This window comes from Uniformispora flossi (assembly GCF_049534875.1).
GTDB classification, from domain to species: domain Bacteria; phylum Actinomycetota; class Actinomycetes; order Streptomycetales; family Streptomycetaceae; genus Yinghuangia; species Yinghuangia aomiensis.
Genome location: NZ_JBMULZ010000021.1, coordinates 1 through 20,160, shown reverse-complemented (window position 1 = coordinate 20,160; position 20,160 = coordinate 1). Strand labels below are relative to the sequence as shown.

General features: G+C 74.1%; 13 protein-coding genes and 1 pseudogene. 1 reads left to right on the top strand and 13 read right to left on the bottom strand.

The window, feature by feature from the left end; translation table 11 throughout:
• Positions 1–139 precede the first annotated feature (139 nt).
• The 13 genes and pseudogenes from ACPA54_RS32790 to miaA form a co-directional block, all read right to left on the bottom strand.
• Positions 140–970 carry a carbon-nitrogen hydrolase family protein gene (locus tag ACPA54_RS32790; RefSeq protein ID WP_345675422.1) on the bottom strand — a complete coding sequence of 277 codons (831 nt, stop codon included), beginning with the start codon at positions 968–970 and terminating at the stop codon, positions 140–142.
• A gap of 28 nt (positions 971–998) precedes the next feature.
• The gene (locus ACPA54_RS32785) at positions 999–2,777 is read right to left on the bottom strand and encodes an IucA/IucC family protein (RefSeq protein ID WP_423535413.1); all 1,779 of its coding nucleotides are present in this window, start codon (positions 2,775–2,777) and stop codon (positions 999–1,001) included.
• A gap of 169 nt (positions 2,778–2,946) precedes the next feature.
• A complete protein-coding gene (locus ACPA54_RS32780; protein ID WP_423535263.1) occupies positions 2,947–4,494 on the bottom strand; it encodes a lysine N(6)-hydroxylase/L-ornithine N(5)-oxygenase family protein in 1,548 nt (515 codons plus the stop codon).
• A gap of 2 nt (positions 4,495–4,496) precedes the next feature.
• Positions 4,497–5,255, bottom strand: a complete 759-nt coding sequence (locus ACPA54_RS32775; protein WP_423535262.1) for a GNAT family N-acetyltransferase — start codon at positions 5,253–5,255, stop codon at positions 4,497–4,499.
• Complete coding sequence (locus tag ACPA54_RS32770; protein ID WP_423535261.1) at positions 5,252–7,150, bottom strand: IucA/IucC family protein; 1,899 nt, start codon at positions 7,148–7,150, stop codon at positions 5,252–5,254. Before ACPA54_RS32770 ends, ACPA54_RS32775 begins: the two co-directional genes overlap by 4 nt.
• A 192-nt stretch (positions 7,151–7,342) precedes the next feature.
• A complete protein-coding gene (locus tag ACPA54_RS32765) occupies positions 7,343–9,154 on the bottom strand; it encodes a pyridoxal phosphate-dependent decarboxylase family protein (protein ID WP_423535259.1) in 1,812 nt (603 codons plus the stop codon).
• A gap of 731 nt (positions 9,155–9,885) precedes the next feature.
• Positions 9,886–11,328, bottom strand: coding sequence for a diaminobutyrate--2-oxoglutarate transaminase (locus tag ACPA54_RS32760; RefSeq protein WP_423535257.1), 1,443 nt, complete (start codon positions 11,326–11,328; stop codon positions 9,886–9,888).
• Between the two features lie 312 nt (positions 11,329–11,640).
• Positions 11,641–13,194: a GTPase HflX gene (hflX, locus tag ACPA54_RS32755; protein WP_423535256.1), complete on the bottom strand. Its 1,554-nt coding sequence runs from the start codon at positions 13,192–13,194 to the stop codon at positions 11,641–11,643.
• 240 nt (positions 13,195–13,434) lie between these two features.
• Complete coding sequence (locus tag ACPA54_RS32750; RefSeq protein WP_423535254.1) at positions 13,435–14,097, bottom strand: DUF4097 family beta strand repeat-containing protein; 663 nt, start codon at positions 14,095–14,097, stop codon at positions 13,435–13,437.
• A 432-nt stretch (positions 14,098–14,529) separates the two neighbouring features.
• Positions 14,530–15,285, bottom strand: coding sequence for an SCO6745 family protein (locus ACPA54_RS32745; RefSeq protein WP_423535253.1), 756 nt, complete (start codon positions 15,283–15,285; stop codon positions 14,530–14,532).
• A gap of 124 nt (positions 15,286–15,409) precedes the next feature.
• Complete coding sequence (gene dapF, locus ACPA54_RS32740; protein WP_423535251.1) at positions 15,410–16,267, bottom strand: diaminopimelate epimerase; 858 nt, start codon at positions 16,265–16,267, stop codon at positions 15,410–15,412.
• 44 nt (positions 16,268–16,311) lie between these two features.
• Positions 16,312–18,145 (bottom strand): annotated as a pseudogene (gene ggt, locus ACPA54_RS32735) (gamma-glutamyltransferase).
• Positions 18,146–18,433: 288 nt separating this feature from the next.
• Complete coding sequence (gene miaA, locus ACPA54_RS32730) at positions 18,434–19,333, bottom strand: tRNA (adenosine(37)-N6)-dimethylallyltransferase MiaA (RefSeq protein ID WP_423535411.1); 900 nt, start codon at positions 19,331–19,333, stop codon at positions 18,434–18,436.
• Between the two features lie 232 nt (positions 19,334–19,565).
• Between miaA and ACPA54_RS32725 the strand changes: the two genes are divergently transcribed.
• Complete coding sequence (locus ACPA54_RS32725; protein ID WP_423535249.1) at positions 19,566–20,084, top strand: antitoxin; 519 nt, start codon at positions 19,566–19,568, stop codon at positions 20,082–20,084.
• The last annotated feature ends 76 nt before the right edge of the window (positions 20,085–20,160 follow it).

Sequence of the window (20,160 nt, the reverse complement as noted above, 5' to 3'; positions counted from 1 at the left end):
CTGGTCGCTTGCGGCCGGTGCGGGCGAGGGCGCAGTGGCGCAGTGCCGCGTTACCCGCCGGTAGGCCTCGGGCGAGCTTAAGCGCGGGGGTGTGCGGGGCGCCAGATCGGGGTGGGCGGGGCGCGCGTTCCGGCTGGCGTCAGTCGAGTTTGATGCGTTCGCGGCGGCTTGCGGGGCACGGTAGTTCGGCGAGCATGGTGAGGCTTTCCCGGGCGGCTTCGACTTCGAAGTCCTGGAGGGTGGCGGTGATGACGTCGACGCGTTCGCCGTCGGCTTCGGTGACGACGCGGCCGTCGGGGCCGAAGACGGCGCTGCGGCCGCACGCGGGTCCGTCGCCGGTGGCGCCGACGTGGTTGGCGAGGACGGTGTAGCAGGTGTTTTCGAGGGCGCGGGTGGCGAGGAAGAGGCCGCGCCGGTATTCGAGGTCGCCGCGGGTGAACAGGCCGGAGCACAGGTAGGCGTCGCAGCCGTCCATGGTGGCGGCGCGGACGTGTTCGGGGAAGCCGATGTCGCTGCGGGTGCCGAGGCCGAGGCGCCAGCCGCGGACTTCGACGGAGCAGCCGTGGTCGCCGGGTTCGAAGAGGGTGCGGGCGTCGCGCGGGAGGTGCTGGGCGTCGTAGGCGATCTGGGCTTCGCCGTCGAGGCCGACGACGATGAGGGACATGGTGCGGCGTCCGCCGCGGCGGACGGCGGCGCCGACGACGGCGACGGTGCGGCTGGCGTAGCAGGCGGCGGCGAGGTCGTCGAGGCGGCGGTCGCCGGGGACGACGTCGCAGGCGGCGGGGTCGCTGCGGATGAGGTCGAGGTCGTACCCGGACAGGAACATCTCGGGCAGCACGACGATGTCGGCGCCCGAGGCCGCGGCGAAGCGGACGAGCTGGGCGGCGGTTGCCACGTTTTCGGCCACGTTCCCGGCCAGGGCGTGGGCCTGGGCCGCGGCCACGCGCAGGGGCGCTCGATCCAACGTCACGGGCGGCATTGTTACATCGTGATCGGAATCACACCATGGGTCGGGCGGCCTTGTCGTGGACGAGCGGGTGCCTGAGGGTGCCCGCGGGGTCGTGGAGGGGGTTGGGGACGGTGCCGTGCGCGGCGACGTGCGGGCGGCTTGCGCGGTCGCGGTAGCCGTCCAGGATGAGCCGGTTGCGGTTGAGGCAGAGCCGGTCGATGCGCGGGGTCAGCAGGTCGAACAGGGCGTGCCTGTCGGCGAGTTCGGGGAATCGGGCGTGGTGGTCGAGGATTTCGTCGCGGACCAGGGTCCAGAAGTCGGGTTGCGGGATGCCGAGGTGGGTGTCGGCGAGGTCGGCGAGGTAGCGGAAGTGCCCGACGAGGAGTGCGGCGTGGATGAACTGGCAGAGGTATGCCGGGGGTTCGCGGAGGAGGACGTGGGCGGCCGCGGCGGGGATGCCGTCGAGTTCGGGGAGGGGCTGGTCGCTGATGTTGACGTCGTCGACGAAGTCCTTGACGGCGAGGCGGACGGGGATGTCGTCGCCGTCGAAGACGACGATGGTGTTTTCGCCGTGCGGGGAGAAGACCAGGCCGTGCTGGTAGAGGCAGTGCAGGAGCGGCGGGAGGAGGGTGTGGAAGAGGGCGCGGAGCCAGGTGCGGGGGGCGAGGCCGGAGCGGTCGACGAGTTCGGCGACGAAGGGCCGGCCGTAGGGGTCGACGTGCAGGAGGGAGGCGAGGGTGCGGGCGTGTTCGTCGGGGGCGAGGTGCGGGGTGAGGGGTTCGCGCCAGATCGCGCCGAGGAGTTCGCGGTACTGGTAGGGCACGCCGGGGACGTCTTCGAGGACGGGGTGGCGGACGGTGACGGAGGCGGTTTCGCCGAGGAGGATGACGCGGCATTCGTCGCGGAGGAACGGGTCGTTGTCGCGGATGCCGTGGACCCAGGCGGTGACGGCGGGGGCGGCGATGGTGCGTTCGGTGGGCAGGCCGCGGTAGACGAGGGTGTTGAGGACGGACAGCGGGAGTTTGACGGTGCGCCGGGCGGGCTGGTCGATGTCGAGGAAGGTGCGGACGGACTGCTGGGCGAGGTAGCGGTCGGGGGCTTCGCCGAGGCGGATGATGCGGCCGGCGGCGATGTCGGGGGCGTAGAGGGTGGCGATGGTTTCGTCCCATTGCCAGGGGTGGACGGGCAGCCACAGGTAGGCGGCGTGGTCGGCGTCTTCGCCGAGGGCGGCGGTGATGCGGTCGCGGAAGCGGGCGGCGGTGGCGGGGTCGAGTTCGTCGGCGTAGAGCCGGTGTTCGTCGAGGCCGGGGATGCCGCGGTAGGTGGCGAGGCTGCGGTGGACGGCGATCCACGGGAGCCGCAGGGGGCGCCGGGATTCGGGGGCGTAGGCGGCGGCGTCGGTGGCGGAGAAGCCGATGCGGCCTTTGTTGGCGACGAGCCAGGGGTGGCCGGTTTGGTGGCCTTCGAGGGCGGCGTAGTCGAGTTCGGCGAGGACGGCGGCGGGTTGGGCGGTGGCGGTGGTGGCGACGTCGGCGGCGAGGGTGGCGGTGATTTCGCGGACGAGGTGTCCGGCGGTGTCGCCGGTGAGGCCGAGGGCGGAGTGCGCGTCGAGGAGGAAGCGCAGCATGTCGTCGCCGGGTTCGTCGCCGAGGGGGCTGGTGCGGCGGATGGTGGCGGGGTCGATGTGCCAGCTGTCGTAGGCGCCGCGGCGGGCGTGGAAGCGGTAGCGGACTTCGCCGGGGAGGTCGACGCGGTATGTGCCGTCGTGTTCGTGGACGGGGAGGAGGAGTTCTTCGTAGGCGAATTCGGCGAGGGCTTTGCCGAGCATGGCGCGTCCGGCGCGGGCCCAGCCGTGGTCGGCGGGGGGCGGTTCGGGGGCGGTGCGGGCGGCGGGTAAGCCGGGGGCGTGGTCGAGGGCGGTGGCCGGGCCGGTCGCCGGGTCGGTGCCGGCGGCCCCGTCGGTGATGGGGGCTGCGGCGGTGGCGGTGTCGTTCACGTCAGTGGGCAGGGACACGCGGGGTCTCCCGTTCGTCGGGGCGTCGTTCGTGCCGGGGCCGGTGGGGGTGCGGTTCGGGTGGTTCGGCGGCGGGGCTTGCCGGGCCGGGGTGGTCGGCGGTGCCGCCGGGGATGTCGCCTGCGGCGAGGCCGAACGTGGTGTAGGCGGTGCGTTCCGGGAGCCGGTAGACGGGTCGGCCGCACAGGCTGTTGAGGATGACGGCGGCGCGGTGGGCGCCGAGGCCGAGGTCGGGGGTGCCGACGCCGTGGGTGTGGAGTTCGGCGTTCTGCACGTAGAGCCCGCCGGTGATGTGCGGGGCGAGTTCGATGCGGTGGTCGAGGGCGATGCGGGGCCGGTCGGCGTGGTCGCGGCGCATGTGCGGGTCGAGGGCGGCGAGGAGGTCGGGGCGGCGGGGGGCGTAGCCGGTGGCGAGGACGGCCATGTCGGTGTGGTGGGTGAACGCGCGGCCTTGGTGGGCGTGGTGGCAGCCGAGTTCGAGTCCGTCGCGGGTGCGGGCGGCGGCGCCGACGCTGACGCCGGGCATGAGGGTGGCGCGGACGCGGTGGCCGCCGATGCCGCGTTCGTACAGCTCGTCGTGGATGGCGGCGAGGGTTTCGGCGCTGACCGCTTTGTAGAGCTGGGCTTGGGCGGGGACGAGGCGGTCGCGGACGGGTTCGTCGAGGGCGTGGAAGTAGCGCGTGTAGTCGGGGGTGAAGTGTTCGAGGCCGAGTTTCGAGTACTCCATGGGGGCGAACGCCGGGGAGCGGGTGAGCCAGCTGAGCCGGTGGCGCGGGGAGGTGCGGCGGCGCAGCAGGTCGAGGAAGACTTCGGCGCCGGATTGGCCGGAGCCGACGACGGTGACGTCGCGGGCGCGGGTGAGGGCGTCGCGGTGGTCGAGGTAGTCGGCGCTGTGCAGGACGTCGGGGTGGCCGGGGCTTCCGGACGGGTCGTGGCCGGAATTGTCGGGCGGGGGTTCGCCGTGCGGGTCGAGGAGGTCGGCGAAGGGGGCGGGGACGACGGGTTCGGTGCCGATGCCGAGGACGAGGTGGCGGGCGGCGGCCTGGTGGATCTCGCCGGTGGCGGTGTCGCGGAATTCGATGCGGTAGGTCGCGGTGTCGGGGTCCCAGTCGGCGGTGGTGGCGTCGGCGCCGAAGCGGCAGGACGGGAGGGCGTCGGCGACCCAGCGGCAGTAGTGGTCGTATTCGCGGCGCGGCATGTGGAACCGCTCGGCGAAGTAGAACGGGAAGAGCCGGTCGTGGGCGCGCAGGTAGGCGAGGAACGACCACGGGCTGGTGGGGTCGACGAGGGAGACCAGGTCGGCGAGGAACGGCACTTGGAGGGTGGTGCCGTCGATGAGGAGCCCGGGGTGCCAGTGGAAGGCGGGGGCGCGGTCGAGGAAGAGGGTGCGTAATCCGCCGACGCGGTCGGCGAGGGCGGCGAGGGCGAGGTTGAACGGGCCGATGCCGATGCCGACGAGGTCGTGGACGGGGGTGCCGGGGTCGGGCCGCGCGCCGGCGGCGCGCGGCCCGGGGAGTTCGCGGGCGGTCATGGTCAGGCCGCCGGGCCGGTGGCGTCGCGGTGCCGGTCGCGGATCATGAGGGCGGCGGTTTTCCCGGGGAGTGTCAGGTCGACGCTGCGGCGGAATCCGGCGCGGCGGAACGCGCCGATGGATGCGGCGTTGCGGACGTCGGGTTCGGCCACGACGCGCTGGGTGTCGGGGGCGGCGCGGAGGATGAGTTCGCTGACGACGAGGAGGAGGAGCGAGCCGAGTCCTTGGCCGCGGTGGTGGGCCGGGCCGATGAGGACGTGGATGCCGACGTCGTGGGGTTTGGCGGCGTAGTGCCGGGCGAGGGGGTCGAGGTCGGCCCGGTAGAGCTCCCAGTAGCTGACGGGCTGGTCGTCGAGGCAGCCGACGTAGGCGGTGGCGTGGGTGAGGCGGGCGTGTGCGGCGAGGTGGTTGGCGGTGACGTCGACGTCGCCGCCGAGTCCCCACCAGCGGGCGACGTCGGGGTCGTTCATCCATTCGTGGAGGAGCGGCAGGTCGCGTTTGAGGTGGAGTTCGTGGAAGGAGAAGCGGCCGGGCGGCAGGGCGACGGCGCCCCACCGGTTGGCTTCGGTGAGCGGGCCGGAGAGGCCGGCGCGGAGGGCGCGGTGGGTGAGGCGGAGGGTGTCGTCGTCGAGGTCTTCGACGCCGGTGCGTTCCGGGGTGTCGGTGGTGCCGAGTGCGGCGGCCGCGGCGACGGCGGCGTCGAGGGTGGCGTCGGCGGGGCTGGACATCGGGGACATCGGGGACATGGGTGACACGGTCATGCGGGGAGGGCACCTCCGGGTGTCGCGCGGGTCGGTTCGTCGGCGGGGGCGGCGGTCCCGGACACGGGGTCGCGGGGGGCCGGGCCGGGCGGCGGGCCGGGCGGGACGGTGAGCGGGTTGGGGATGTCGACGTACACGGACTGGGTGGCGACGGGGCCGGTGAGTTCGTCCAGGCCGTGGAGCCGGGTCATGAGGTTGGCTTTGCAGCGCAGGGTGGGGGGTCCGGTGAGCAGGCGGGCCGCGCCGCAGTGGCCGGCGTGCGGGGCGAGCGTGTCGCGGAGGGTGCGCAGCAGGGGGGTTTCGTCGGCGAGGTGTTGGGCGCCTAATGCGCCGACGAGGCCGAGGAGGTTGTTGACGCCGAGGTAGTAGGCGAGGCGTTCGTCGGCGACGTGGTCGTCGACGACGGTGTCGCTGGCGGCGCCCGCGGCGGGGAGGCGGTCGCGCAGGTCGGCGGTGCGGGAGGCGCGGAAGTAGTAGCCCTGGTTGTCGCGGTAGCGGCCGCCGACGGGCCAGCCGTCGGGGTCGAGGACGACAAGGGTGTTCTGCTGGTGGGCTTCGAGGGCGATGCCGGCGTGTGCGTCGAGCCAGAGGACGGGTGCGGCGACGGCGGCCAGGTAGCGGGTGAACCATTCGTGGGCGATGTCGGCGGTGCTGCGGCCGGTGCGGGCGGCGAGTCCGTGGACGAGGGCGGCGAGGCGGGAGGGGCCGAGTCCGGGGCGTTCGGCGACGAGGCCGGCCACGCACACGGTGTCGGTGTCGCCGAACGGGTTTTCGCGGAGCACGAGTTCGAGGCCGCTTTCGGCGCGTTCGGGGCCGGTGGTGCGGGGGGCGTCGACGGCGAGCCAGGCGCGGTCCCGGACGATGTCGAATCCGGGGTGTGCGGCGTGGAGTTCGGCGGCGAGGCCGGCGCGGAGGATGCGGTCGACCTCGATGCCGCGGAGGAGTTCCTTGCGGAGGTTCTCCCGGCGCGAGTTGGTGATGCGCAGGCCGAGGGAGAGTTTGAGCATGACGGGTGCGTCGGCCCGGTAGACGGTGCGCACGGACGAGGTGGGGTGCCAGGTGGGGCCGCCGGGGCCGAGGTCGCGGACGAGGGCGACGTCGAGGAGGGCGCGGATGCCGGGCCGCTGCGCGACGTCGCGGGCCTGCCACGGGTGGACGGGCACGAGGACGTGGTCGGCGGGTCCGGCGAGGCCGTCGGAGAGTTCCTCCAGGACTTGCGCGGCGGACGTGCCGAGGGTGCTGTCCTGGGTGACGAGGTCGGTGTGGACGGCGAACCAGTGCAGGGGGAATCCGCCGCGGAGTTCGGGGGCGTAGGCGGCGGCTTCGGCGGTGGTGAGCCCGTCCCGGCTCTTGGGGGTGGGGTGGAGGGGGTGGCCGAGCAGGAGGGCTTGTTCGGCGGCGAGGAACGGGGTGGTGCCGGGCGGGTCGTCGGGGTGGGCGCGGCGGTGCCGGACGTGGTCGGCGGCGCGGCGTGCGGAGTCGGCGACGCGGGCGGCGGTGTCGGTGCGGGTGGCGGGCGTGGCGTCGGGGGCTTCGCGGGCCAGCAGTGCGGCGACGGCGACGGCGTCGAGGTCGGGTCCGTCGCTGCCGGCCGGGCGGGGCGCGCCGAAGCGGTGCCAGCCGGCCGCCGACCAGTAGCGGACGGGGACGTCGAGGGCGATGCCGGTGGCCGGCAGCGGGATGCGCAGCGGCTCGCCGGGCCGGGGGCGGGGCAGGGCGCGTTCGCGGACCCAGCAGCGCAGCAGTGCTTCGGTCGCGGCGGTGTTGCCGACCCGGTCGGGGTCGTGGTCGTCGAGCGGGTCGCCCGGCAGCCCGTGGTCGTCGCGGACTCCGGCGCGGGACGCGGGGACCCCCGCGGGCGGCGCGGCCGGATGTCGGGCACCAGCGGTGGTCATCAGCGCTCCGAGAGGTTCGATCGGCCCGGGCGGGCCGACATCCATTGATGATCCGACGAATTCATCCGAAGTCGACCCATTTGGTGGGTGTTTCGCGGAATTCGTGACAAACAGGCGGGCGGACAGTGCGTCAGGTCGCTATCCGCACCCGGGCGGTCGCGGGGTGCGTGCGCACGGCGAGGCGGGTGCGGTTCACAGTTCGCGCTCCACGGCGCGGCCCGCGTCGATCACCGCGCGCAGCACGGCGTCCACGTCGTGCTCGGCGGCGTGCGGGTTGAGCAGCGTGAGCTTGAGGCGGACCGCGCCCGGGCCGGGGCCGACGTCGGTCCGGCCGACGACCGCGCGGCCTTCGGCGAGCAGGCGGCGGCGCAGTTCGGCGTTGACGGTGTCGGACCGCGCGGCCGGGGACTCGCCGATGCGCTCCTCGGGCACGTACCGGAACACGACCGTGGTGAGGACGGGCTCGGCGGTCAGTTCGAGGGCGCCGGGGCCGGGGTCGCGGTCGATGCGCTCGCCCGCGTACCGGGCGAGTTCGTGGCAGCGGTCGACGAGCGCGCCGAGCCCGGCCCGGCCGAGGGCGCGCAGCGTGACCGCGATCTTGAACACGTCGGCGCGGCGGGTGGTGCGGGGCGAGTGGCCGAGGAGGCTCGGGAACCCGGCGTCTTCGTCGTCCGCCGGGTTCAGGTACTTCGCGCGCTGCGTCAGCGGCGCGAAGAGCCGCCGGTCGCGGACCAGGAACACCCCGGCGGCGACCGGCTGCCAGCCGAGCTTGTGCAGGTCGAGGCCGACCGAGTCGGCCCGGTCGAGCCCGTGCAGGAGGGGGGCGAGGCGGTCGGAGAAGAGGGCGCCGCCGCCGTACGCGGCATCGACGTGCAGCCACGCGCCGTGCTCCCGCGCCACGTCCGCACACGCGGCGAGCGGGTCGACGGCGCCGAAGTCGGTGGTCCCGGCGGTGGCGACGATCGCGGTGGGCAGGTCGTTCGCCGCGGCGACCCGCCGGCAGACGGCGTCCAGCGCACCCGGGTCGATCCGGTGGTCGAGCCCGGTCGCCACCGGCACCACGGCATCGTCCCCGAGCCCGAGCAGCACGGCCGACCGCCGCACCGAGAAGTGCGCGGCATCCGAACACAGCACCCGGTGCCGCCCCACCCCCGGCCCGGACCGGTCCCGGGCGAGCAGCAGCCCGAGCAGGTTCGACTCCGTCCCCCCCGTCGTGACCGTGCCCGACGCCACCGCCGGGTCGAACCCGACCAGCCCGGCCAACGCCGCGACCACCTCGGTCTCCAACGCGGTCGCGGCAGGCGCCTGGTCCCACGAGTCGAGGGACGGGTTGAGCGCCGCCGCGACGGCATCGGCGACCACGGCGACGGCGAGCGGCGGACAGTGCAGATGCCCGGCACAAAGGGGGTCGGCGGGATCGGCGGAGCCGTGCGCGAGGGCTTCGGTGAGGGCGGCGAGGGCTTGGTGGGCACCGACGCCGTGTGTGGGGAGCGGATCGGCGACGTGCCGGGCCGCGGGGCGGGCAGGCCCGGGGGCGGAGCGGGTGTCGGTGGCGGCGTGGGGGTGGGGGACGGCGGGGTGCGGGCCGGTTGCGAAGCCTTGGGGGTGGGACGCGTCGGCCGCCGAAGGCCCGGCGGGCGGCGGGCCGAGTGCGGCGGCGCCCGGGAACTCGACAGTCGGCGCACCACCGGTCGGGTACCCGCCGGGCCGGCGTTCGGTCGCTGCGGCGGGGTGAGCCTGACCGAAGTGGACGTCTCCCGCCGCAGGCGAGGCCGACGGGGCCGGGTGCGGGCCCTGGACGCGGAGGGCATCGGAAGCGTCGGTGAAGTGCGCCGCTGCGGTGACGTCGGCCGCCGACGCCCCGGTGTCGTGGGGGAAGAGGTCGCCGACTCCGGCCGTCCCCAACGCCCGCCGCACGTCCGCGTCCACCGCCGCCGGTCCCCCGCGCGGCAGCGGCCCGCCGCGGCGCCGGGCACCGGCCGTCATGGCACTCAGCGCGGTCATGAGGAGCGGGGTGAGGGCGGAGGGGCCGGCCAGGCCACCGGCAAGGGCGGTGGCCGCCAGGTCCGAGGCAGGAGGGAGCGAGGCAGGTGGGAGCGAGGCAGGTGCGGGCGCGGCGGGTGGGGGCGCGGCGGAAACGTCCGCGTGCGCGGGCGGCACGGCCGGGGGTGCGGGCCAGGTCGCATCGCGCGTACCACCCGAAGCGGTGGCCGCCGGGCCGGTCGCCGGGAAAACCGCGGCGGAGGCCGTGCCGGGACCCGCGAAGGACCCGGCAGCGTGCTCCGCGAGCTCCTCCGCGGCCGACCACTCCCGCAGCGCGGGCACGACAGGTGGGGGCTCCGGCGACGCCGCCGGCGACTCGGCAACCGGTTGCCGATCCGGTACCGGCCCAGCGGCGGTGTCGACCGCGTCGGCCAGCCGCCGCGCGTCCGCGGTCGCATCGCGGACCGGCGCCGTCGGCCCGCCCGGCATTTCCTCGGCAGCGGACCATCCGAAGGCGCCAACGCCCGCCTCGGGTGCCACGTCGATCGCTCCGGCGCCCGCACGGACCTCGCCCGGCCCCGGTGCCGCCGTCGGAGCCCCGACAGCCGCACCCGCCAAAGCACCGTCCGTCGCCCCCGGACCCGCGATCGGCACGGCCGCCGTCACGTCCACCGGTTCCACCGCGTTCCCCGCCGGCAGTGCCTCCCCGACCGGCGTCGGCGCGCCCTCGCCTCCCGGTCCCGCTCCCCCGCTCACTCCGTTCGCCCCCTCCGTGTCGACGCCTTGCGGACTGCCGCCGTGGCGGCCGGGATCGCGTCGGCCAGGCGGTCGAGTACGGCCGCCGCCTGGCTGTCCGTCATCGTGAGCGGCGGCAGCAGCCGCACCACCGCGCCGTGGCGGCCGCCGAGTTCGACGATCAGCCCGCGGTCCAAGGCCGCCGCGCGGACGGCGGCGGCGAGTTCGGGGGCGGCCCGGCGGGCGCCGTCGACGCCCGGAGCGGCATCCGGGTCGACGATTTCGACGCCGATCATCAGGCCGCGGCCGCGGACGTCGCCGATTTCCGGACGGTCCGCCATCAGCGCGCGCAGGCCGCTGGTGAGGCGGTCGCCCAGTTCCGCCGCGCGGGTGTCGAGGCGGTTCGCGCGAATGTGCGCGATCGTCGCGGTGCCCGCCGCCATCGCGAGCTGGTTGCCGCGGAACGTGCCCGCGTGCGCGCCCGGCCACCAGCGGTCCAGGTCGCCGCGGTAGACGATCACGGCGAGCGGCAGCGACCCGCCGACGGCCTTGGAGATCACCATCACGTCGGGCACCACGCCGCTGTGCTCCACCGCCCAGAACGCGCCGGTCCGGCCGAGGCCGGTCTGGACCTCGTCGAGGATCAGGGGGATGCCGCGCTCGTCGGTGATCCGCCGCATCTCGCGCAGCCACGTGTCCGGCGCCGGGATCACCCCGCCTTCGCCCTGCACCGCTTCGACGATCATCGCGGCGGGTGCGGCGACGCCGCCCGCCGGGTCGTCGAGGAGGGTCTCCGCGTAGCGGACCGCGAGTTCGGCGCCTTCGGGGCCGCCGACGCCGAACGGGCAGCGGTAGGCGTACGGGTACGGCAGCCGCGTCACCTCGTCCGCCCCCGGCCCGATCGCCTCCCGGATCGCCGTGTCGCCGCTGACCGCGAGCGCCCCCGCCGTCATCCCGTGGTAGGCGCCGGTGAACGCGAGAACGCCGCGCCGCCCCGTCGCGGTCCGCACCAGCTTGAGCGCCGCTTCGACACCGTCCGTGCCCGCCGGTCCGCAGAACTGGATGCGTGCGTCGCGGGCGAACTCCGGCGGCAGCGTCTCGAACAGCGCATCGACGAAGCGGTCCTTGACCGGTGTCGCGAGGTCGAGCACGTGCAGGGGCGCCTCGGCGTCGAGGACCGCACGGATCGCTTCGAGGACCACCGGGTGGTTGTGGCCGAGGGCGAGGGTGCCCGCGCCGGACAGGCAGTCGAGGTAGCGGCGGCCGTCCGCGCCTTCCACGGTCATGCCCTTGGCGCGCACCGGCACGATCGGCAGCGACCGGGCGTACGTCCGCGCCGACGACTCGCGGCGGGCCTGGCGCTGCAGGATGCCGTCGCGGGCGGTGTCCGGGCAGGTGCCGTCCTGGGGCTCCGCCGGAGGGTGCGGCCGGCTGTCGGCCCGGGTGAGCGCGGCGGTCATGGTCAGGCCTCCAGGGTGCGAAAGGGGTGCGTGGGGCACACCGCCAGAGTGATTTAGGTAAGGCTTACCTTAGTTTCGTGACGTTCCGCAACAATCACCACTACTTCGAGTGACCAACCTTCGGGTGGACGCAGCGGTCGACCCGGAGTCGCGCACGCGGCGGCGACCCCCGCCGTGCTCAACGACGCGGAGCCGACGCGAACACGGGCAGACCCGCCCCCTTTTCGCCCGATGCCCCGGCCGGACCCGCCGGGAACGCAAAAGGCGGCGGGCCTCCCCCGAAGGGGAGACCCGCCGCCTGCGTGCGGATGCCTAGTGGTTGGCCACCGCGAACTGCTGGAGTTCCGCGGCGAGCACCTGGCCGACGCGGGCGCGCAGCCACGTGCCCTCGGCACGGTGTTCGCTCTCCAGGATCTCGCCGGTTGCGTGCACCTTGGCGACCAGGCCGCCGCGGTCGTACGGCACCAGCGCCTCGACCTCGACCTCGGGCCGCGGCAGTTCGTCGTCGATCAGCGCCAGCAGCTCGTCGATGCCCTGCCCGGTCTTCGCGGACACGACGATCGCGTGCGGCTCGCGCCGCAGCAGCCGCGCCAGCACCAGCGGGTCGGCGGCGTCGGCCTTGTTGACCACCACGATCTCCGGCACGTTCTGCGCGTCGATCTCGACGAAGACCTCGCGCACCGCGGCGAGTTGTGCCTCCGGCTCGGGATGCGAGCCGTCCACGATGTGCAGGACGAGGTCGGAGTCGCCGACCTCCTCCAGCGTCGAACGGAACGCCTCGACGAGCTGGTGCGGAAGATGCCGGACGAATCCGACCGTGTCGGCGAGCGTGTACACCCGGCCGGACGGCGTCTCGCTGCGGCGCACCGTCGGGTCGAGGGTGGCGAACAGCGCGTTCTCCACCAGCACGCCCGCGCCGGTCAGCCGGTTGAGCAGCGAGGACTTGCCCGCGTTGGTGTAGCCGGCGATCGCCACCGACGGCACCTTGTTGCGGCGCCGTTCGGCACGCTTGGTGTCGCGCGACTTCTTCATCTCGGCGATTTCCCGGCGCGCCTTCGCCATCTTCTCGCGAATGCGCCGCCGGTCGGTCTCGATCTTGGTCTCGCCGGGGCCGCGGGTCGCCATGCCGCCGCCGCTGCTGCCGCTGCCGCCACCGCCCATCTGGCGGGACAGCGACTGGCCCCAGCCGCGCAGCCGCGGAAGCATGTACTGCATCTGCGCGAGCGCGACCTGCGCCTTGCCCTCTCGGGACTTGGCGTGCTGGGCGAAGATGTCGAGGATGAGCGCGGTCCGGTCGACGACCTTGACCTTCACCACGTCTTCCAGGTGGATGAGCTGACCCGGCGTCAATTCACCGTCGCAGACGACGGTGTCGGCGCCCGTGGCGACCACGATGTCGCGCAGCTCGCGGGCCTTGCCGGAGCCGATGTACGTCGCGGGGTCGGGCTTGTCGCGGCGCTGGATCACGCCGTCGAGGATCTCGGAGCCGGCGGTCTCGGCGAGGGCGGCCAGCTCCGCGAGGGAGTTCTCGGCGTCCTCGACGGTGCCTTCGGTCCAGACGCCGACGAGCACCACGCGCTCCAGGCGGAGCTGCCGGTACTCGACTTCGGTGACGTCGGCGAGTTCGGTCGACAGGCCCGCGACGCGGCGGAGCGCGTTGCGTTCCGCGAGGTCGAACTGGTCGCCGTCGTAGTCGGGGTTGTCGGATGCTTCGGGGTCGCCCTGGGACGCGCCACGGCCCGTGCGCGTTGAACGCGACCCGGCGCCGTCACGCTTCCCGCCGTCGAATCCGTCCGGTTCCAGGTCGTCGAAGATCTCGACAGCGGAGTCGTCGTCGTGCGGGGAGCGGTCGTATGCGGAGGTCATATGGTCCTGTTCAACGCGGCAGGGGTCCGGGTTCTTCCCCCCGGTCTTTCCCCGGCCTGGGGATTCCGTCACCTCGATCGTGCCACGGGCTCCGCTGGCGTGGCACGTGGGTTTCGGTCGTGGCGGGGGTGCGGTCGGTCACGGGTGGAGGGAAGCACAGGCGAAACGGTTCTCCGCAGGGCGGATCGCGGGGTGGGCGGAACCCGTCCTGTTCCGGTGCGCGGCCGCCCGTGCGGGGCGTCAGCTCGGGATGACCCGGGCCTGGCCGGCCGTGGTGCGGACCTTGATCTTGGCGGCCGCGGCGCTGTCCTTGCGGACCTTCACGTCGGTGTCGCCGACGGTCGCCTCCACGTCCACGTTGTACCCCTGCGTGTCCGGCACCCGGACCGTCGCCCGTCCGGCCGTGGTCTTGGCGTCGACGTCGTGCGGTGCCGCGGCGAAGGAGAGGTCGAGGGATCCGGCGGTGGTGCGGGCGGTGGCGTTCTTGGCGGTCAGGCCGGTGCCGTCGATCTTGCCCGCGCTGGTGGACAGGTCGAGGTCGCCGGACAGGCCCGTCACCGTGACCGCGCCGGCGTCGGTCTCCACCTTGGCGGCGGTGCCGCGCGGCACGGTCACGTCGTAGGACACCCAGCAGTCCTTCTTCCCGCACTTGTAGCGCAGCTCGAGGGTGCCGTCGGTGACGTCGTGCGTGGTGGTGGGCTCGGTGTCGCCTTCCCAGTGCCGGGTCTCGGTGACCTGGACGGACGCGACGTCCTTCTCGACGATCGTGACCTTGCCCGCGGTGGTGGCGACGGACAGCTTGGCGGGCTTGCCGGAGACGTCGTAGGTCGCGGTGTTCTTGTTCTCGGTGTCCACGTCGACGTCCATCTTGCACGCGGCGAGCACGACCGGAGCAACGACCACCGCCGGTATCAGCAAAGCGAGTCGGCGCCGTCGGGATCGGGTGGACGGGCGGGACGCGGGCGCGGACATCGGAGCCTCCAGGTGCGGTTTCGGCGGTATGTCCACGCTAAGTCCGAGACGCGCGACCCCGCGTCGCCCGTGTGACCGGCACCGCCGCTCCTCCTGACGAGGGAGGGCGGCCCGGTTCGCGCCGACTTTCTCCGGGTTTCCCCGGAGAGGGATCCGACGTTCGCAGGGTTGACGAGCCTCCCGACCGCCCGAAGTCGGGTGATACGTAGAGTTTTGCCGGATCTGCCGGGTTCCTGCCGGAGAGCAGGCCGGGATCCTCCGCGACGAGGAGACGGCGTGCCGAAACGCTCCTGCCTGCGGGCGGGCAGGGTCGGCCCCACGACCGGGAGTTCGGGCCCGGACCGGGGGCCGACCCGGCGCGGGTCAGCCCAAGTGCGCCAGAGCCGCCGGCGCGAGGCGGGCGAAGTCGGCGGACTCGGCGTCGTCGAGCACCGTGTAGGTGGCGGCGACCAGGTCGTCGGTGAGGGTCTCGGCGTCCGCGCGGCGGGCTTCGAGTTCGGCGTCGAGCGCCGGGAACGGCTCGGTCCAGCCGAAGAACTTGATCATGCCTTCGTTCTTGCGCTCGCCGACCTGCGCCTCCAGCGGCGCGATGCGGTGCGCGCGCAGCGCGAGCGCGTGCAGGTCGGCGCGCTGCTCGCGGAGCGTCTGCAGGTGGTGCATCGCCGCGGCCGGGGCGTCGTCGGCGGCCGGGAGGGCGCGCCAGCCGCTGGACAGGCGCCCGGTCGCGCCGAGGTCGTTGGCGCCGGCGATCTTGCCGGCGATCTCGGCGAGGCGGTCGACGCCGTCGAAGTCGGCGAGCTTGGCGCGGCCCCAGGCATGGCAACACTCGGCGAACGCCGCGGCGGCGTCGGACGCCGTGCCGATCTTCGCGGCCGCGGCCCACATCGCCGCGATCGTGCCCGGCTCGAAGTAGTGGAACGCGTCGACGACGATGTCGTCGCTCGCGTCGCCGATCACGCCGCCACGGCCGGCGATGTAGAACTGCAGCCCGTCGTAGCCGAGTTCGGCACCGCGCGCGGTGGTGAGCGGGTCGAAGAAGAACTTCGGCGCGATCTGCTGTACCGCGGCCTTGACCGCGAGGTTGGTGGTGCGGGCTGTGTCCATGCGCGAACCGCTCACGACGACTCCTCGAATCGCTTGCCCAAGCACGCAGGCCCCAGGGCCTTGCTTGGCTATGTCAAGCGCTTTCTAGCAGAGCCGCCGCGGGGTTCCCATGGCCGGTCCCCGGCTGCGTGGACGGGGGTCAGCCGCGGAGGGTCAGGCGGTCGAGATCGACGTCGCCCTGCGCGACGATCAGCGCGGGTCCGGTCATCTCGACCCCGCCGTCCGCGCGCTCGGTGATGACCAGGCGGCCGCCCGGCACGTCGACGGTGTACGTCGCGGGCAGCTCGGCACCGTCGCGCCGCGCGGTCGCGACCATGACGGCGCACGCCCCCGTCCCGCACGACCGGGTCTCGCCGGAGCCGCGCTCGTGCACCCGCATCGCGACGTGGCGCGGGCCGCGGTCGACGACGAACTCGACGTTGACGCCCTCCGGGTATGCGGTCGCCGGGGTCACCGGCGGGGCGGTGCGCAGGTCGCCGGCGTCGTCGAGGTCGGCGACGAAGACGACCGCGTGCGGGTTGCCCATGTTCACGTTGCGTGCCGGACGGCGGGTGCCGTCCGGCAGCGCAACCTCGATTCCGGCCGAGTCGGGCAGCGTCGCCGCGCCCACGTCGACGGTGACGTCGCCGCCGTCCGCGGGCACGTGCACGGTCTTGACCCCGCCACGCGTCGCGATGGCCATGGTGCCGGGCGCCGCCTCGCCGGACTCGACGAGGTAGCGCGCGAACACCCGGCTGCCGTTGCCGCACATCTCCGCGATGCTGCCGTCGGAGTTGCGGTAGTCCATGAACCACTCGGCCTCGCCGGCCATCCCGGCCGCGGCCGGGTCCTTCGCCGACCGCACGACGCGCAGCAGCCCGTCGCCGCCGATCCCGGCCCGCCGGTCGCACAGCGCCGCCACCTGCCGGGCGGACAGGTCGAGCACGCCGTCGTGGTCGGGAACGATCACGAAGTCGTTCTCGGTGCCGTGGCCCTTGAGGAAGCGGAGAGTGGTCACGGATCGATCCTACGGGGTCGGCCGGCGCGGACCGGTGCCCGTGGCTACCCCGTCGGCCACACCACCTTCGCCGATCCGCCGCCGCGCCGGGTCGGCTCCGCGACCGCTTGGACCTGCCCGCGCGGCAGGAACTCCAGCGCCGTCGCCGCACCGATCTCCGGGTTGTCCTTCAGCACGTGGCCGCGCGCCAGCAAGGCGGCACGCAGGTCCGCGGGCACCCCCGGCTCCGCTTCCGTGGCGGCGCCGTTGCGTTGCGAAAGCCGTGGTGCGGCGACCGCGTCGAGCAGGGGCAGACCGCGGTCGATGCGGCCGGTCAGGATCTGCAGGACGGTGGTGATGATCGTCGCGCCGCCGGGCGAGCCGACCGCCATGTAGGGCCTGCCGTCCTTGAGCACGATGGTCGGCGCCATGCTGCTGCGCGGGCGCTTGCCCGCGGCCGGCAGGTTCGGGTCCGGGACGCCGGGGTACAGCGGCGCGAAGCTGAAGTCGGTCAGCTCGTTGTTCAGCAGGAACCCGCGGCCGGGCACGGTGATGGCGCTGCCACCGGTCTGCTCGATCGTCAGGTTGTACGCGACGACGTTGCCCCACCGGTCCGACGCGACCAGGTGCGTCGTGGACAGCCCCTCGTACGGCTCCGGCTCCCCCGCGCCGGCGGCCGCCGGGCAGCCCCCGTACGGCGCGGTCGGGTCACCGGGCGCGACCGGGCTCACCCCGGCGTACGCCGGGTCGATCCGGCAGGCCCGCTCGTCGGCGTAGCCCTGGGACAGCAGTCCGCTCAGCGGGACGTCCACGAACGCCGGATCGCCGACGTACCGGTTCCGGTCGGCGAACGCGAGCCGCGAGGCCTCCAGGTAGTAGTGCGCCGCGGTCGCCGCGTCCATCCCGGGGACGTTCGCGGACTCCATGATGTTGAGCGCCTCGGCGACGGTGCTGCCGCCGGACGACGACGGCGCCATCCCGTAGACCGTCAGCCCGCGGTAGTCGGCTTTGGTCGGGGCCTGCTCGAGGACCGAGTACGCCGACAGGTCGCCGCGCTCCATCAGCCCCGGCCGGAACACCCGGTCGGCGCCGGGCACCACAGGCGGTGCCTGCACGGTCCGCACGACCTCGTCGCCGAGGCCGCCGTCGTACAGCCAGCCGATGCCCTTGCGGCCGAGTTCGCGGTACGTCCGCGCCAGGTCGGGATTGCGGAAGACCGTCCCGGCCGCGGGCGGGTTGCCGCCGGGCAGGAACAGGTCCCGGGTCGGCCCGATGTCCGCGAAACGGTCCTGGTTCGCCGCGGTCTGGGCCTCGAACGTGGCGTCCACGACGAAGCCTTGCTGCGCGAGTTTCGCCGCCGGGTCCAGGGCTTGGCGCAGCGACAGGGTCCCCCACCGGCGCAGCGCTTGCTGCCAGGTCGCGGCGGTGCCGGGGATACCCACGGACAGACCGGAGTTGACGCCCTGGTCGAACGGCAGCGGCTGCCCGGTCGACGGGTCGACGAACGAGGTCGCGGTCATCTTCCCGGGTGCGGTTTCGCGCCCGTCGAGGGTGCGGACGGTGCGGGACTTGGCGTCGTAGTAGACGAAGTAGCCTCCGCCGCCGATGCCGGCCGAGTAGGGCTCCGTGACGCCGAGTGCGGCGGCGGTGGCGACGGCCGCGCCGCAGGACGTCGATGCCGATGCGGGTGGCGTCGTCGTCGACGCTCGCGACGGCACCGCCGTATCCGGTCATCACCGGGACTTTCGGGACCGTGCCGCCGCCCGGATGCGCGGATGCGGCGGGCGACGCGGTCACGAGCAGTGCGGCGACGGCCGCTCCGGCGGCCCAGCGGCGGCGCGCCGCGGGAGAGCGCGCGCTGCGCGCGAACTCCCGTGCGTGTGTGGACGATCCGGCCATGGCAACCTCCCCCTGACGGAATGCGTGGCGTGCCGGTGTCGCCTCGGACGCACTGCTGTGACGCGGGGTGGCACGAATGGCACGATGCGCCCGGTGGGACGGCGACGCATCAACCGTGACACCCCGGACACGCTCCGCACAGCCGAATTCGGGCCACAGGACAACCGTTCACCCGACCCGGCGACACCCGTCCAGAGCCGAACGCCACAAACCCGCACGACAGTTCGAACACGGCCTGATCGGCCGGCCCGTGCACGGCAGGCACGACGCGGCTGTGCGCCGCCGTCCCTACTCCCCCGTTCCCCCCACCTGCCGCAGCGCCTCGTCGAGCAAGTCCTCGCGGTCGTACGCCAGCCACCGCACCCGCGTGTCCCGGCGGAACCACGTGTCCTGGCGGCGGGCGAACCTGCGTGTGGCGCGGGCGGTTTCCTGCTTGGCGTCCGCCTCGCCCAGTTCTCCGGTCAGCTGCTTGAGCACCTGCGCGTATCCGAGGGCCCGGGACGCGGTCAGGCCGTCGCGCAGTCCCTGCTTCTCCAACGTCCGGACTTCGTCGACGAGTCCGTCGTGCCACATGCGTTCCACGCGGGCGTCGATGCGGGTGTCGAGCACCGGGCGGGGCACGTCGACGCCGATCTGCACGCAGTCGTAGACCGGCACCGGGCCCGGCAGCGTCGCGGTGAACGGCCGGCCGGTGATCTCGATGACCTCGAGCGCCCGCACGATGCGCCGCCCGTTGCTGGGCAGGATCGCGGCGGCGGCGGCCGGGTCGAGGGAGGCGAGGCGGGCGTGCAGCGGCCCGGTGCCGTCGGCTTCCAACTCGCGTTCGAGGCGCGCGCGGACGTCCGGGTCGGTGCCCGGGAACTCCAGGTCGTCGACGACCGCCCGCACGTACAGTCCGGAGCCGCCGACCAGGACGGGGGTCCGCCCGGCGGCGAGCAGGTCGTCGACCACCGCACGGGCGTCGTGCTGGTACTCGGCGACGCTGGCGGTGCGGGTCACATCCCACACGTCGAGCAGGTGGTGCGGTACCCCGCCGCGTTCGGCCACGGTGAGTTTGGCCGTGCCGATGTCCATGCCCCGGTACAGCTGCATCGAGTCGGTGTTGACGACGTCGCCGCCGAGCGCGCGGGCGAGCGCGACGCCGAGTTCGGACTTGCCGGCGGCGGTGGGGCCGACCACGGCGACCACCCGGGGACGGGCGGTCGGGCTCGGCGGGGCGGCGTCCGGCGCGGCGTGGTCGGCCGGGCCGGCGGTGTGGGAATGGGGGCGCACGGGACAAGTCTGCCGGACGCGCGGCTACCGCCCGTCACCCGATGCGGTACGCGCGGGCCGGATCACATAACCGGGGCACGGTCGCACTCGTTGTCCGTCGGACGACATGCATACCCGCCACCTGCGTCGTAGGGTCAAGGAGCACGAAATGGGCGTTTTCGACTGGTTCAGGCGTCAAGTGAAAGGCCCCGGCGACGCGTCGGGCACCGGAGCGGCAGCGCAGGCGCCGGACGTGCCGGAGCACCTGTCCACCAGCGTCGGAGTCATCGTCGAGGAGCGGCCCGCGGCCGAGTGCCGCGTCCCCGCCCAGGAGTCCGCCGGAGGCGATCACCCGGTGGAGGCCGCGGAGAGTGCCGCCGCGACGGCCCTCGCCATGGTTCCGCAGCCGGCCGGCGCGGACCGGGAGCCCGAAGGAGAGCACGACATGGGTCTCATGGACACCATCAAGCAGAAGCTCGCTCCGCACCACGACAAGGTCGGGCAGGGTGTCGACAAGGCCGCTGACATGATCGACGAGAAGACCGGCGGGAAGCACCGCGGTCAGATCGACAAGGGCGCCGAGCAGGCGAAGGGCGCCCTGGGCGGCGACGGCACGCCGGAAGGGGCGCAGCCCCCGGCGGACCCGGCGGCCGGGCAGGCCCCGCCGGAGGAGAACCCGCCGGCGTGACGGTGCCCTGTCGCGCCGGGCATTGCGCGCCCGACGAGGCGGACGGCAGCAGACGCGCGGCGGCGGTCACGGAACG